The following is a 14,207-nucleotide window of genomic DNA, read 5'->3' as shown; positions in this document are numbered from 1 at the left end:
CTGCACGACAAAGTAAAAAGCAGGAGACGGTATGAACATGAACAAAACGCGCCGCAGCGCCATGGGCTTTGTCGCCGCCGGTGCCAGCGCTGTGCTGATGGGCATCAGCGGCTGGGCGGCGGCGGCGGACTTTCCGGCGCGCCAGATCGAGCTGATCGTGCCCTTCCAGCCTGGTGGCGGCACCGACGGCGTGGCCCGCGCCTTCGGTGAGGCGGCGCGCAAGCACATTCCGCAAAGCGTGGTGGTGATCAACAAACCCGGAGCCAGCGGCGCCATCGGTTGGACCGACATGATCAATGCCAAGCCCGACGGCTACAAGCTGGCCGTGGTGACGGTGGAGCTGGTCACCCTCAAGCCGATGGGACTGGCCAAGTTCTCGTACGACGATGTGCAGCCCATCATCCAGTTCAACGCCGACCCGGCCGCCATCACCGTGCGCGCCGATGCGCCGTGGAACACGATTGAGGAGTTCCTCGCCGCCTCCAAGAAGGAGCCCGGCAAGATGGGCGTGGGCAACGCCGGCAATGGCTCGATCTGGCACTTTGCAGCCACCGCGCTGGGCGACAAGACCGGCATCAAGTTCAACCACATTCCATTCCAGGGGGCAGGCCCGGCCGTGCTGGCGCTGATGGGCGGCCACGTCGATGCGGTGGCGGTGAGCCCGGCCGAAGTGGCCCAGCAGCTGCAGGCAGGCAAGCTCAAGATGCTGACCGTGATGGCCGACCAGCGCGTCAAGAACTTCGACAAGGTGCCCACGTTGAAGGAAAAGGGCATCGACCTGAGCATTGGCACCTGGCGCGGCATTGCCGGCCCCAAGAAGCTGCCGGCCGATGTGCTGGATTACCTCAAGACGGCCGCCAAGAAGACGGTGGATGAGCCCGCCTTCCAGGAGGTGCTGGCCAAGCAGAACCTGGGCTTTGTCTATGCCGACGACCAGGGTTTCCGCAACCAGATGATGAAGGACGCGAGCTATTTCGCTGACCTGATCAAACTGCTGGACATGAAGAACTGAGCCCCAAGCGAGTGATGCGAGTGATGACTACGACCTACCAGAAAGACCTGTTGACAGGCAAGACTGCCTTGGTGGCTGGTGCCACCCAAGGCATTGGCGCGGTGATTGCCAACCATTTGGCCGCGCTGGGCGCGCGGGTGATTGCGCTGGGCCTGGGCGACGGCGACGGCACGCTGGACGCCGGGGTGGAAGTGCGCCAGGCCGATGTCACCCGCCAGGCCGATCTGGATGGGGCGCTGGCCGATCTGGACGAACTCGACATCGTCTTCAACTGCGCGGGCATCATCAAGCGCGGCCTGGAGCACGATGTGGAGGTTTTCCAGCGCGTGCTGGAGGTGAACCTGACCGGCACCATGCGGGTCTGCACCGCCACGCGCGACAAGCTGCGTGCCCGGCGCGGCTGCATTGTCAACACCGCATCGATGCTGACTTTCTTCGGCGGCGGCCTGGTGCCCGGCTATGCGGCCAGCAAGGGGGGCATTGGCCAGCTGACCAAGTCGCTCGCGATTGCCTATGCGGCCGACGGCATCCGGGTGAATGCGATTGCCCCGGGCTGGATTGCGACGCCGCTGACCCAGGCGCTGCAGGACGACCCGGCCCGTTCAGGCCCCATCCTCGCGCGCACGCCCCTGGGGCGCTGGGGCACCCCGCAGGATGTGGCGCAGGCAGCGGTGTTCCTCTGCACGCCGGCAGCCAGTTTCATGACCGGGGTGGTGCTGCCGGTCGATGGCGGCTACATGGTGACCTGAGCGCGTAAACACCTTCCATGGCGGGCGCCCGCAAGGGCGGTGCCTGCACGCTTCCTTTCAAAGGACAAATGCCCTCGGCCAAGGTGGCCGAGGGCATTTTTTTCAGGAAGACGAACAGGTCTTCAGTCCTTGGGGCGGAAGCCGATGACCAGGCTGGAAGGCACCCGGCCATCGGTGTCGCGCGGCAGGGTTTCCGTCTTGTGCATGGCACGGACGACGGCATCGTCCCAGGCCTTGTTGCCGCTGGACTTGGTGACGCGCACACCCACGATGGTGCCATCCGGGGCGGCGCGCACTTCCAGCTCGGCCCGCGGATTGCCCTGAATGTCATCCGGGAAGGTGATGTTGGGGCGCACCTTGGCGGCCACCTTGCCGCCATAGCCGGCCGATGGGCCACCCTGACCGCTGGCAGTGCCCGAGGTCGAGCCGCCCTGGCTGCTGCCGCTGGCGCCTGCCGCACCGGCCATGCCCGCCATGCGTGCCAGATTGGCCTGGCGCTGGGCTTCGGCGGCCTTGGCGTCCGCTGCTGCCTTGGCCTTGGCGTCTGCAGCGGCCTTGGCCTTGGCATCGGCGGCAGCCTTGGCCTTCGCGTCGGCTGCAGCTTTGGCTTTGGCGTCGGCTTCTGCCTTGGCTTTTTCTGCCTTCTCGCGTTCGGCCTTGTCCTTCTCCGCCTTCTCGCGGGCGTCCTTTTCCTTCTGCAGACGGTCCTTCTTGTCCTGCTCGGCCTGCTTCTTGCGGTCGGCTTCCTTGCGGTCCCGCTCCGCCTTTTCGGCTTTTTCGCGGGCGTCCTTTTCCTTTTGCAGGCGTTCCTGGCGCTCTTCTTCCAGGCGCTCCTTCCTGTCCTGCTCGGCCTGTTTCTTGCGCTCGGCTTCCTTGCGCTGAGCCAGTTCACGCTCCTTTTGCTCGCGCTGCTTGGCTTCCTGCTCCTTTTTCTTGCGCAGCGCAATCTCGGACTCGCGGTCATCCTCGTCCGGCACGGCGGCCACGGGTTTGGGCGTGGTCACGGCCGGGGCGGGTGCGGGTGGGGGAGGCGGCGGCACCGGTGCCGGTGGTGGCGGTGCCACGGGCGGAGGCGGTGGGGGCGGCGTCAGTGGTGCGGGCGCAGCCTGCTCATTGGTGGGTGCCCATAGCTCGGCCTCGACCGAGGGCTGGTCGCTGTCGCGCGGGTTGCGCACGGTCCAGAGCAGGGCGACGACCACCAACAGGTGGGCGGCAGTCGCCACCGCCCAGGATTTGGTCCGGGACGGTGGACGGGGTGGAGCAAGCTGATCGCGCTCTTGACGAGGGGACATGGCGACTCTTCTTACTGGCTGCCGCCTGCCACTTGCAAGGCAACACGTTTGACACCGGCCTTCTGCAGGGTCGACATCGTATCGATCACCTTTTGGTAGGTCAGGTCCTTGTCCGCCACGATCAGCATCGCGCTGTCCTCAGGCGGGTTGTCCGCTTGCCAGGCCTTGGCCCGGTCGGCCAGATCGCCAGCGGCCACGGTCTGCGTGACATTGCCGGTCTTGAGCTGGATCGAGCCGTCCTTGTCCAGCAGGACATGGGCGATGTTCTTGGTGGGCGGGCGCTCGCTCTTGCCTGCCTTGGGCAGGTTGATGGCGCCCGGCGTCAGCATGGGGGCGGTGACCATGAAGATGATCAGCAGCACCAGCATCACGTCGATGAAGGGCACCATGTTGATCTCGTTGACGGTGCGGCGGTTGCGTTTACCGCGGGAGGCTACGGCCGGCATGGCTGTTTCCTTTGTATTTAGTGCGCTGCGTGCAGCGGCTGGGCGCCCAGGTTGCGCTGCAAGATGTTGGAGAACTCTTCGATGAAGGTTTCCTGCTGGCTGGCGATGCGGTCAATGCCGCTGGAGAAGCGGTTGTAGGCGGTCACGGCGGGAATGGCCGCGAACAGACCCATCGCAGTGGCCACCAGGGCTTCAGCAATGCCGGGCGCAACAGTAGCCAGGGTGATCTGCTCCATGCTGGCAAATCCGGTGAAGGCGTGCATCACGCCCCAGACGGTGCCGAACAGACCGACGTACGGGGAGACGGAGCCGATCGTGCCCAGCAGCGACAGGCCCGATTCGATCTCGTCCATCTCGCGCTGGAAGCTCGCGCGCATGGCACGGCGGGTGCCGTCCAGCAAGGTGTCGGGGTTGGTGATGTGGCGCTCGCGCAGTTTCTGGTACTCGCGCATGCCGCTGGCAAAGATGCGTTCCATCGGGCCGCAGGCTTTGACGTTGTGCATCGCGTTCTGGTAGAGCTCGTTGAGGCTGGAGCCGGACCAGAAGTCGCTCTCGAAGGTCTCATTCTTGTTCTTGATGGCTTTGAGCATGCCGACCTTGCGCAGGATCGTGGCCCAGCAGGCGACCGAGGCGGCCACCAGGATCAGCATCACGAGTTGCACCACCCAGCTGGCATGCAAGACCAGGCTGGCAATGGACATTTCTTGGGAATTCATGAGATGGTTTGGATCAGGGTTTGAGGAATTCTTGCCGGGCGCATGCTGACAGCGTCGACCCAGCCGATACGAATTGTGCCCTCACACAGCAGTTGAGGTGTATCTGTTGGTTGCTTCTGTTTTAAGAGCACCCGCTGTGTGATCTGCATGGAGGCGCGCCCCGCATCTTGGAGTTCTGCGGTGACGATGAGTTCATCGTCCAGGCGAGCAGGTTGTAAATATTTGATAGTCGCTTCACTGACCACGAACATACCGCCGACCTGCTCGCGCAGGCGCTGCTGCTCCAGTCCCAGCGAGCGCAGCCATTCAGTGCGGCCCCGCTCCATGAACTTGAGGTAGTTCGCGTAGAAGACGATGCCGCCGGCATCGGTGTCTTCCCAGTAAATGCGGATGGGGAACTCAAAGGCCATGGATATAGCCTTTCAAATTGGCTCTATAACGAAGAAACAGCGCAGTGCCGCGCGGATCCTCGTGCGAGGATGCTGACAGAGAGCGGCGCGCAGCGGTCATCATCAGGCCAGCAGCTTGCGCAGCCGGGCAATGGCCTCTTGCAGCTGCTCCATCGAGTTGGCGGTGGAAAAGCGCACAAAGCGGCCGGTGTCATGGCTGCCAAAGTCGCGCCCCGGGGTGATCGCCAGGTGGGCCCGCTCCATCACCGCATAGGCAAAGTCCCAGGAGCCTTCCACGCCGAGCTTCCTGGCAGCCTCGCTGCAGTCGGCCCAGGCGTAGAAGGCGCCATCGGGTGCGACCGGCACGGGCAGGCCCAGTGCTTCAAGCGCCGGGATGAAGTAATCACGCCGGGCCTTGAACTCGGCGCGGCGGCGCTCGTACTCGGCCATGCTCTCGGGCGCAAAACAGGCCAATGCCGCATGCTGGGCAATGGTGCTGGCGCAGATGAACAGGTTCTGCGCCACGCGCTCGACCACGGGCACCAGCGCTTCGGGCACCACCGCCCAGCCCAGGCGCCAGCCGGTCATGTTGAAGTATTTGCTGAAGCTGTTGATCGAGATGATGTTGTCATCGATCGCCAGTGCGGTCTGGCCAAAGGCCTCGTCATAGGACAGGCCCAGGTAGATCTCGTCGATGATGGTCACGCCATCGCGGGCCTTGACCACCTCATGGATACGGCGCAGCTCCTGCGGCGCAATCGAGCTGCCGGTGGGGTTGGAGGGCGAGGCCAGCAGCACGCCACGGGTTTGTTCGCTCCAGGCGGCCTGCACCTTGTCGGCGCTCAGCTGAAAGCGCTCTTGGGCCGTGGTGGGCAGCAGCACGGCCCGGCCTTCTGCCGCACTGACAAAGTGGCGGTTGCAGGGGTAGCTGGGGTCGGGCATCAGGATCTCGTCGCCGGCGTTGATCAGCGACAGGCAGACCAGCTGCAAGGCCGCCGATGCGCCGGCGGTGATGACGATGCGGCGCGCCGGCACATCGACGCCAAAGCGCTGCTGGTACCAGTCGGACAGTGCCTGGCGCAAAGGCTCGATGCCCAGCGCCGGGGTGTATTGCGTGCGGCCTTCGCGGATGGCACGGTCGGCGGCCTGCTGCACCAGCGGTGGTGCGGTGAAGTCCGGCTCGCCGATGTTGAGAAAGATCATCGGCTCCGCGCTGCCCGCCACCTGGGCCGCCAGTGCCTGGGCGGCCTTGGCGACCTCCATCACATAAAACGGCTCAATGCGCTCGGCTCGGGTGGCGATTTTCATGGTCTTCGGCTTGGATCAGAGGGCACCCACAGCGTTGGCGGCATATGGGCCAGCACAGAGTGTGCTATCAAAAGTATAACTGGCGGCGGCTAAGCCCTTAGAAAAAACCGATGCCAGCGCGCAGGCATGGGCATCGGTTGTCAGCGCGATCAGGCCGCGTTGTTGCGGTCGGCAGCCACCTCAACGGCGCGCAGGCTCGGGGCCAGCGCGTTGAGCACCGCGTTCACATACTTGTAGCCGTCGGTGCCGCCAAACTCCTTGGCCAGCTCGATGCTCTCGTTGATGACCACGCGCCATGGCACATCCAGGCAGTGCTGGAACTCATAGACGCCAATCCACATGCAGGCATGCTCGATGGGCGAGATCTCGTCCATCTTGCGGTCCAGGTGCGGGACGATCTGCGCATTGAGTTGCTCGGCCGATTCGATGCAGCCGTGCAGCAGCGCGTCGTAATGGGCGGCATCGGCCTTGTGAAAACCTGCCAGGTCGCGCGTGAACAGGTCGATCTCGGTGGCGCTGTTGCCGCTCAGGATGTACTGGTAGAGCGCCTGCAGCGCGAACTCACGCGAGCGGCTGCGGGTGGACTTGGAGGCAGCCTTGCGCGCGCCGGTGGAGGTAAGGCCCTTGCGGGCCTGGCGCGGAGGGCGCGGGCTGGAGGAGGGCGCGTTCTGGTCGTTTTCGTTCATAGTGTTTTCAGCAGATTGGCCATCTCGACGGCGACGATGGCGGCATCGCGCCCCTTGTCGACCTGGCGGGCAATGGCCTGGGCTTCGTTTTCAGTGGTGAGGATGGCGTTGGCAACGGGGATCTGGAAATCCAGCCCGATGCGCGTGACGCCTGCGCCCGATTCGTTGGCCACCAGTTCAAAGTGGTAGGTTTCGCCGCGGATGATGCAGCCCAGCGCGATCAGCGCATCGAATTCTTCGGATTCGGCCATGGCTTGCAGTGCCACGGGCACTTCGAGTGCGCCGGGTACTTTGACATGGCGGATGTTCTCGGCTTGCACGCCCATCGCGGCCAGCTCCTGCAGGCAGGCCTGGGCCAGGCTGTCGGTGATGCTTTCGTTGAACCGGGCCTGCACCATGCCGATGGCGAGCGCGCTGCCGTCCAGGTTTACTGCGCTGCCTTTTTCTGCTCCAAACATGTGTTATTCCTTGTTGATGTATCCGGTGATCTCAAGCCCGTAACCGGCCATGCTGGGCAGGCGGCGGGGGGCGCCCATCAGGCGCATCTTCTGCACGCCGCAGTCACGCAGGATCTGCGCGCCAATGCCGTAGGTGCGCAGGTCCATGCGGCCCCGCTCGGGGGCTTGCGCGGCGCGTGCCTTGCCGTCGAACTGGCGGATCAGCTGTGAGGCGCTTTCATTGCAGTTGAGCAGCACGGCGACGCCACAGTTTTGCTGCTGCAGGTAGGCCAGGCTGGCGTCCAGGGTCCAGCTGTGCATTGCGCGGCCGGCCTCGAGCAGGTCCATCACCGACAGGGGCTCGTGCACACGCACGGGCACATCGCTGTCGGCCTGCACGCTGCCCTTGACCAGGGCCATGTGCACGGCGTGGCTGGCATGGTCCTGGTAGAGGTGGGCGGTGAACTCGCCATGCGCCGTTTGCAGCGGGCGGCTGCTGATGCGCTCGACCAGCGATTCGTGGCGGCTGCGGTATTCGATCAGGTCGGCGATGGTGCCGATCTTGATGCCATGCTCCGCGCAGAACAGCTGCAGATCGGGCAGGCGGGCCATCGTGCCGTCGTCCTTCATCACTTCGCAGATGACGGAGGAGGGCGAGCAGCCTGCCAGGCGCGCCAGGTCGCAGCCGGCTTCGGTATGGCCGGCACGCATCAGCACGCCGCCATCGACTGCCTGCAACGGGAAGATATGGCCAGGTTGCACCAGATCGCTGGCCTGGGCATTGGGTGCCACCGCAGCCTGTACGGTGCGGGCGCGGTCGGCGGCGGAAATACCGGTGGTCACGCCTTCGGCCGCCTCGATGGAGACGGTGAACGCGGTGGACAGCGGCGCACCGTTGTTGGCGGTCATCTGGCGCAGCTGCAGGCGCTCGCAGCGCTCGCGGGTCAAGGTCAGGCAGATGAGGCCCCGGCCCCACTTGGCCATGAAGTTGATGGCTTCCGGCGTGACATGGTCGGAGGCCAGCACCAGATCGCCTTCGTTTTCGCGGTCGGCTTCATCGACCAGAACGACCATGCGGCCAGCGCGCATCTCGGCAACAATGTCCTCCACCGGAGAGATCGGCGCAGGGATCAGGGGGCTGCTCATGGAATGCCTTTAAAGAACTTGTGTCAGGTCTGGCCGCAGATCTGCAGCAGGTCAGACAGTAAAAACCCCAATTTTAGACCAGCTGCTCCCCTGCTGGGCGGCTTTGCCGCTTCTGGGGACTAGCGTGCCGGGTCAATTGCGGCCGAGCCTGGCTGTCGGGCAGCGCTCAGTATTCGCCGCGCAAGAGCACGACATTGCCATCCGGATAGGCCACGCACGGCAGGACGCAGCCCGCTTCCTTGTCCTCGGCGCTGAGCCCGGGCCACTCGATCTCATAGTGGACGCTGCCCGATTTGAGCCGGCCCACGCAGGTGCGGCAGGTGCCATTGCGGCAGGAGCTGGGCCAGTCCACGCCGCCTTCTTCCAGCGACTGCAGCAGCGGCGTATCTGCCCAGGCATCGACCTGGATGTCTTCATTGTCGATCTGGGCGTTGTAGAGCTCGGGGGTGATGGGCATGGCGGTGTGGAAAGTGGAGCCTGTATCAAAAGCATAGCTGCCCAGCCATGTGTGGTAAGCATGGATGCTGGAAAGCAAGGATGAGGCCAGTTTTGCTGAAATTGCGGGCAATGTAACACGTGGCTAATAAAAACATGGGCTTAGCGGGTTAAATGGCCCGCGATGGCCACTTATCCACATGGTTGTTCAGCCATTTTCGGGATAACCCTAGCGTGTAGCCGGCCTCGGCCGGCGTTGTCTCCCCCGCGTCTGTCGCCCAAGCGCCGTGCAAAGCAAATGTGAACACGTACAGTGCGAATGCATCAGAGGCAGCAGGCCTCTTCCAATATTGGGCGCCAAAAGCGCCCGCATGGCGTAAAGGTGCGAATGTATGGGTCTGGATTTCAGCGACAAGGTAGCGATTGTGACGGGGGCCGGCGGCGGGCTGGGGCGTGAACATGCATTGGCGCTGGCCCGGCGCGGCGCCAAGGTGCTGGTCAATGACCCGGGTGGCGCGGTGGACGGGCAGGGCAATTCCTCCGCTGCCGAGAAGGTGGTGCGCGAGATTGAGGCGCTGGGCGGCGTCGCCATGGCCAGCCATGCCTCGGTGACCGACTGGCCGGCCGTGCAGGCCATGGTCGCCCAGGTGATGGAACGCTGGGGCCAGGTGGATGTGCTGGTCAACAATGCCGGCACCTTGCGCGACAAGAGTTTTGCCAAGATGGAGATGGACGACTTCCGCGCGGTGCTGGAAGTGCATCTGATGGGCAGCGTGCACTGCTGCAAGGCCGTGTGGCCCCATATGCAGGCGGCCAACTATGGCCGCATCTTGATGACGACCTCGTCGTCGGGCCTGTTTGGCAACTTCGGCCAGAGCAACTATGCCGCCGCCAAGATGGCGCTGGTGGGCCTGATGCAGACCCTGGCGCTGGAAGGGGCCAAGTACAACATCAATGTGAATGCGCTGGCGCCGACGGCTGCCACGCGCATGACCGATGGCCTGCTGGCGCCCGAGATGCTGCGTGCGCTGCGGCCCGAGCTGGTCAGCCCCGCGATGCTGGCCCTGGTGCACGAGAGCGCACCGACACGGGCCATTGTCTGCGCGGGCGCGGGCAGTTTCGAGGCCGCGCACATCACGATGACACGCGGGGTCCACCTGAGCGCCGACAGTGTGCCGGTGGATGAGATGGACAGCCACCTGGCCCAGCAGTGGGCCGAGCTGACCGACCGCCGCGGCGACATCGTGCCGGACAACGGTTTTGTGCAAGGCGATCTGGAAATCCGCAAGGCACAGCAAAAGCTGCACTGAGCTTGCGCATAAAGCAACAGATAGCGCGATTGCAACAGCTTCTTACTATGACTTGCCGGGGCATGCGTCAGTCCCTGGGTTAAATCCCGAAGGCCGGTCAGGCTGAGCGTGCAATACTCTGCCAGTCGCCGGGCAACCTGCTATCGTGCAGCCCGGCTTTGACAAGAACAACGCAGATGAACCATATCCAACAACGTATTGATGCCATTGGCGCGCAGCGCCTGCTGCAGATGGGTCGCGGCATCGAGAAAGAAGGCTTGCGCGTGAACGATGACGGCGCGCTGGCCCTCACGCCGCACCCGGCTGCCTTGGGCTCGGCGCTCACGCACAGCAGCATCACGACTGATTTCAGCGAGTCGCAGATCGAGATCATCACCGGCGTGCACCAAGGGGTGCAGGCCTGCCTCGACGAGCTCGCCGAGGTGCACCAGTACGTCTACCAGGTGCTGCAGACCAACGACGAGCGCCTGTGGATCTCGAGCATGCCCTGCTCGCTGCCGTCGGATGAGAACATTCCGCTGGGCCGTTTCGGCACCTCGCACATCGGCCGCTCCAAAAGCATCTACCGCATGGGCCTGGGCCACCGCTATGGCCGCCGCATGCAGACCATCTCGGGCATCCACTACAACTGGTCGCTGCCCGGCGTCGGCAGTGAGGAATACTTCGGACTGATCCGCAATTTCCGCCGCCAGGCCTTTTTGCTGCTTTACCTCTTTGGTGCCTCGCCGGTGCTCTGTCCCTGTTTCGTGCAGGGCCGCCCGCACCAGCTGCAGCCGTTGGGCGACGGCCAGGGCGCGCTGCACCTGCCGCATGCCACCTCGCTGCGCATGGGGCGCCTGGGTTACCAGAGCGATGCCCAGGCATCCATCAACGTCAGCTACAACCACCTCAAGGGCTATGCCGATTCGCTCTACGGTGCATTGACCCAGCCCTATCCGGCCTATGAAAAGGTGGGCATCCTCAATCCCGGTGGCGAGTACAACCAGCTGGCCACCAGCCTGCTGCAGATCGAGAACGAGTTCTACGGCACCATCCGCCCCAAGCGCACCGTGCAGCGCGGCGAGCGCCCGCTGCATGCGCTGCGCGAGCGTGGGGTTGAATACGTCGAAGTGCGCTTGATGGACATCAATCCGTTCGACAGCATGGGCATCTCCGCCCCCACCATGCGCTTGCTCGACATCTTCCTGCTGCACTGCCTGCTGAGCGACAGCCCGCCCGATTCGCCGGCTGAAATCGCCGAGATGAAGCACAACCAGCACATGGTGGCCGAGCGCGGCCGTGAGCCTGGCCTGCACCTGCAGCGCCAAGGCAAGGAGGTGTTGCTGACCGACTGGGCCCAGGAGGTTCTGCAAGCCTGCCAGCCGATTGCCGCGGCGCTGGACCAGGCCCATGGCACCACCGACTACAGCCAGGCGCTCAAGCACTCCCAGCATCTGCTGGCCCACCCTGAGCAAACACCCTCGGCCCAGGTGCTGGCGGCGGTCAGCGAACAGTTCGGCGCCTCGTTCAAGGCCTTTGGCGCTGCCCAGTCGCAATGGGCCCGCGAGCAGACCTTGGCCCGCCCCTGGAACGATGCACTGACAGCCAAGTACCAGCAGCGGGCGGCCGAATCGATCCAGGCCCAAAAAGACATGGAAGCGGCCGACACGGGCCCGTTTGAGGAATGGCGCCAGTGTTATATGTCGCCTGAGCACCTGGTCGTGTCCTGACCGGTCTGCTGCCCCAGAGCCCGCTGATGCGGGCTTTTTTGTGGCTGGCATACCGCAGCGGATGCGGTCAGAATGCAAACGTTTGCATGAGTCTGGGTGCTTCTGATTTGATAGCTTTCCGCGTTGGCTATCATTTGTCCGACATCATTCGGTGTTGATTTCTCGTATTGTTGTTCCATGGCGCATTTCTCTTCCGACCGCAGCTGGCGCACCTTCAAGCGTGGCCTGCTCAACCACTATGTGCTCAACGGGCTGGAAGTGGCGCTGGGCCTCTTTCTGGTCACAACCCTGGTGCAACTGATCTGGGGCACCCAGCATGCGGCGGCGGCCTCGGTTGGGGTCATCGTCACCATCGTTGTCGACAATCCAGCCCCGCGCCGGGGCAAGTTCTGGCGCATGCTGCCCGCGCCCTTGCTGGGCGCGCCGCTGTTTTTCATGGTGCAGTTGATGCACCAGCACCTGGTGCTGCTGGGCCTGGTGGCCGTGGTGTCGACCTTTCTGGGCTTTTTATGGATGGCCTGGGGCAAGCGCGGCGCGCCGATTGCGATTGCGGTGGTGCTGGCCATGGTGCTGGGCATGTCGGTGCCCAAGCCAGCCGAGGGGCAGCTGCTGGCCGCAGCGGCCGAATCGACGATGTTCTTCAGCATCGGTGCCGGCATGTTCCTGGTGTATGCGGTCATCGCCAACACCTTGCTCAATTTCCGCTACCGCGTGCAGTTCATTGCCGATACCGTGCTGTCGCTCGCTGCCTTGATGCTGGAGCAGGCCCGCATGGTGCTGCCCGAGGCGGCCCGCCATGTCGGCCTGGAAGGCGAGACGGTCGACGGCGAGGCCTATGGCGACAACCTGGCAGACCGCAATTTTGGCAAGTTCTCGCGGGGGAGTGCACCGCTGCAGCACATGGGCCAGTTGATGGCCCGGCACGCGGCCTTTGCAGACCAGTTGCAGGCCGCCCGCGACATTGTGCTGGAGAGCCCGCGCACGCCACGCCGCCAGCGCCTGGCCGGCATGCTGATGCAGATGCTGGAGATCCGCGACCACCTGCTGGCCTGCGAGCTGGACCTGGAGCATTTGCGCAAGGCGCCCGAGCAGGCGCCGATGCTGCTGGCCCAGCAGGCCATGCTGCGTGCGCTGGCGATGGAGGTGGTGCACCTGGCCGACAGCCTGCTGCTGGGCCGCAAGCCCCGGCCGATGAGCAATCTGGATGCCTTGCTGCGCCCGATGCAGATGGCCAGCCAGATGCCGGTGCAGCGGCTGGAGGAATCGCTGCCCGACCATTACGACACGGATGTGTCGCCCCAGGCGCTGTCGCGTGAGCTGAGCGAACGCATTGTGCGCATCCATGAAGAGGTCAACCGTTTGATCGGCCTGGGCCGCGACGAGATCGAGCCCGATCTGGCCGTGGTGCGCGCCAGCTGGCAGATGTTTGTCAGCCCCACTGCCTGGTCCTGGACGCCGTTCAAGGGCCTGATGAGCTGGGATGCACCTCCGCTGCGCCATGCGATCCGTGCGGCGCTGGCCATTGCGGTGGGCTACCTGGTCGTGCAGGTCCTGCCCTGGAATGCCCACGCCTACTGGGTGCTGCTGACGATTGTCGTGGTGCTGCGCGGCAGCCTGGCGCAGACCCTGGAGCGGCGCACGGTGCGGGTGCTGGGCACCTTGCTGGGCTGCGTGGCGGCACTGGCCATCCTGTCGGCGCATCTGTCACCGCTGGGCCTGATTCTGTGCCTGACCCTGGCCCAGGGCGTGTCGCACGGCTTTGCGCTGCGCCGTTACCTGTTCACCGCGATGGGCGCCACGGTGCTGGGCCTGGTGCAGGCCCATATGCTGCATGCCGGTGGCAGCACCACCTTCCATATGTTCGAGCGCGTGGTCGATACCCTGATCGGCACCGGCATTGCCTGGGCCTTCGCCTACGTGCTGCCGTCCTGGGAGCGCTCGCAGCTGCCGGCGCTGGTGCAGCGCGTGCTCAAGGCCCAGGCGGCGCATGCGAGCACCTCGCTGGCGGTGGACCAGCTGCAGGCCGTCGACAATGCCCCCGAGCTGGCCTGGCGCCTGGCCCGGCGCGAGGCCTACGACAGCCTGTCTGCACTGATTCAGGCCGTCGACCGTTCGCTCAAGGAGCCGCGCGCCGTGCAGCCACCGCTGCAGGCGCTGGAGCTGTTCCAGGCCCATTGCTACCAGCTGCTGGGCCAGATGTCCTCGGTCAAGATCATGCTGATGATGCGCCGGGGCCAGACCCCGTCGCCGTTTGCGGTGCAGCAGCTCAAGGACACGGCGGCCACCATCGACGCCTGCCTGCTGCAGGCGCCTCAGCAACCGGCCGTTGTAGAAGGCGAGGCCCCGCGCCCCGCCAAGATGCCGGCGCCCGAGCGTGTGCCGGGCCCCGAAGACCGCGACCAACTCATTCCCTGGCTGATGCGGCGCCTGGCTACTGCACGCATCCTGGCCAGCCAGCTGCAACAGGATGCGGCGCAGATCCGCCAGTTGCTGGCGCGTGAGGAGACCTTGCCTCCTGTGCAGGCCGAGCCTGCGCAGGCCTCATCGACCTGAGGGTTCTGGCGGACCAGCG

14 protein-coding genes are annotated in these 14,207 nt (G+C 64.7%); 5 read left to right on the top strand and 9 right to left on the bottom strand.

All coding sequences use genetic code 11. From position 1 onward, the window contains the following. The first annotated feature begins 37 nt into the window (after window positions 1-37). Window positions 38-1,012: a Bug family tripartite tricarboxylate transporter substrate binding protein gene (locus ACHWUQ_RS20230; protein ID WP_373448828.1), complete on the top strand. Its 975-nt coding sequence runs from the start codon at window positions 38-40 to the stop codon at window positions 1,010-1,012. A 23-nt stretch (window positions 1,013-1,035) separates the two neighbouring features. Beyond that, entirely contained in the window at window positions 1,036-1,761 is a 726-nt protein-coding gene (locus ACHWUQ_RS20225) for an SDR family NAD(P)-dependent oxidoreductase (protein ID WP_239811380.1), read from the top strand. A 122-nt stretch (window positions 1,762-1,883) separates the two neighbouring features. On the opposite strand, the gene tolA is transcribed toward ACHWUQ_RS20225, so the two are convergent. The 9 genes from tolA to ACHWUQ_RS20180 form a co-directional block, all read right to left on the bottom strand. Further along, on the bottom strand, window positions 1,884-3,053 hold the full coding sequence (gene tolA, locus ACHWUQ_RS20220; protein WP_239811381.1) for a cell envelope integrity protein TolA: 1,170 nt from the start codon (window positions 3,051-3,053) through the stop codon (window positions 1,884-1,886). Window positions 3,054-3,064: 11 nt separating this feature from the next. Further along, window positions 3,065-3,499: an ExbD/TolR family protein gene (locus ACHWUQ_RS20215; protein WP_133858040.1), complete on the bottom strand. Its 435-nt coding sequence runs from the start codon at window positions 3,497-3,499 to the stop codon at window positions 3,065-3,067. Between the two features lie 17 nt (window positions 3,500-3,516). Further along, complete coding sequence (gene tolQ / locus ACHWUQ_RS20210; RefSeq protein WP_133858039.1) at window positions 3,517-4,215, bottom strand: protein TolQ; 699 nt, start codon at window positions 4,213-4,215, stop codon at window positions 3,517-3,519. Next, complete coding sequence (ybgC, locus tag ACHWUQ_RS20205; protein WP_239811382.1) at window positions 4,212-4,625, bottom strand: tol-pal system-associated acyl-CoA thioesterase; 414 nt, start codon at window positions 4,623-4,625, stop codon at window positions 4,212-4,214. The genes tolQ and ybgC overlap by 4 nt, the downstream gene beginning before the upstream one ends. 102 nt (window positions 4,626-4,727) lie before the next feature. Further along, window positions 4,728-5,912, bottom strand: coding sequence for a pyridoxal phosphate-dependent aminotransferase (locus ACHWUQ_RS20200; protein ID WP_394682255.1), 1,185 nt, complete (start codon window positions 5,910-5,912; stop codon window positions 4,728-4,730). Between the two features lie 149 nt (window positions 5,913-6,061). Continuing rightward, window positions 6,062-6,598 (bottom strand): transcription antitermination factor NusB, encoded by a 537-nt coding sequence (gene nusB, locus ACHWUQ_RS20195; RefSeq protein WP_312409675.1) that lies wholly within the window; start codon window positions 6,596-6,598, stop codon window positions 6,062-6,064. Continuing rightward, the gene (ribH, locus tag ACHWUQ_RS20190) at window positions 6,595-7,056 is read right to left on the bottom strand and encodes a 6,7-dimethyl-8-ribityllumazine synthase (protein WP_394682254.1); all 462 of its coding nucleotides are present in this window, start codon (window positions 7,054-7,056) and stop codon (window positions 6,595-6,597) included. The genes nusB and ribH overlap by 4 nt, the downstream gene beginning before the upstream one ends. 3 nt (window positions 7,057-7,059) lie before the next feature. Continuing rightward, window positions 7,060-8,181 carry a bifunctional 3,4-dihydroxy-2-butanone-4-phosphate synthase/GTP cyclohydrolase II gene (ribBA, locus tag ACHWUQ_RS20185; protein WP_394682253.1) on the bottom strand — a complete coding sequence of 374 codons (1,122 nt, stop codon included), beginning with the start codon at window positions 8,179-8,181 and terminating at the stop codon, window positions 7,060-7,062. 166 nt (window positions 8,182-8,347) lie between these two features. Further along, window positions 8,348-8,638 (bottom strand): 2Fe-2S iron-sulfur cluster binding domain-containing protein, encoded by a 291-nt coding sequence (locus ACHWUQ_RS20180; RefSeq protein WP_239811386.1) that lies wholly within the window; start codon window positions 8,636-8,638, stop codon window positions 8,348-8,350. A gap of 370 nt (window positions 8,639-9,008) precedes the next feature. Between ACHWUQ_RS20180 and ACHWUQ_RS20175 the strand changes: the two genes are divergently transcribed. The 3 genes from ACHWUQ_RS20175 to ACHWUQ_RS20165 all read left to right on the top strand — a co-directional run bounded on the left by ACHWUQ_RS20175 (window position 9,009) and on the right by ACHWUQ_RS20165 (window position 14,188). Beyond that, window positions 9,009-9,926: an SDR family NAD(P)-dependent oxidoreductase gene (locus ACHWUQ_RS20175; RefSeq protein ID WP_394682252.1), complete on the top strand. Its 918-nt coding sequence runs from the start codon at window positions 9,009-9,011 to the stop codon at window positions 9,924-9,926. 176 nt (window positions 9,927-10,102) lie between these two features. After that, window positions 10,103-11,635, top strand: a complete 1,533-nt coding sequence (gene gshA, locus ACHWUQ_RS20170; RefSeq protein ID WP_312409669.1) for a glutamate--cysteine ligase — start codon at window positions 10,103-10,105, stop codon at window positions 11,633-11,635. A gap of 177 nt (window positions 11,636-11,812) precedes the next feature. After that, window positions 11,813-14,188: an FUSC family protein gene (locus tag ACHWUQ_RS20165; protein ID WP_394682251.1), complete on the top strand. Its 2,376-nt coding sequence runs from the start codon at window positions 11,813-11,815 to the stop codon at window positions 14,186-14,188. The last annotated feature ends 19 nt before the right edge of the window (window positions 14,189-14,207 follow it).

It is taken from the genome of uncultured Comamonas sp. (assembly GCF_964277875.1).
GTDB classification, from domain to species: domain Bacteria; phylum Pseudomonadota; class Gammaproteobacteria; order Burkholderiales; family Burkholderiaceae_C; genus Comamonas; species Comamonas sediminis.
The sequence above is the reverse complement of the archived record's forward strand: the minus strand, read 5'-3'. Positions and strand labels throughout refer to the sequence as shown.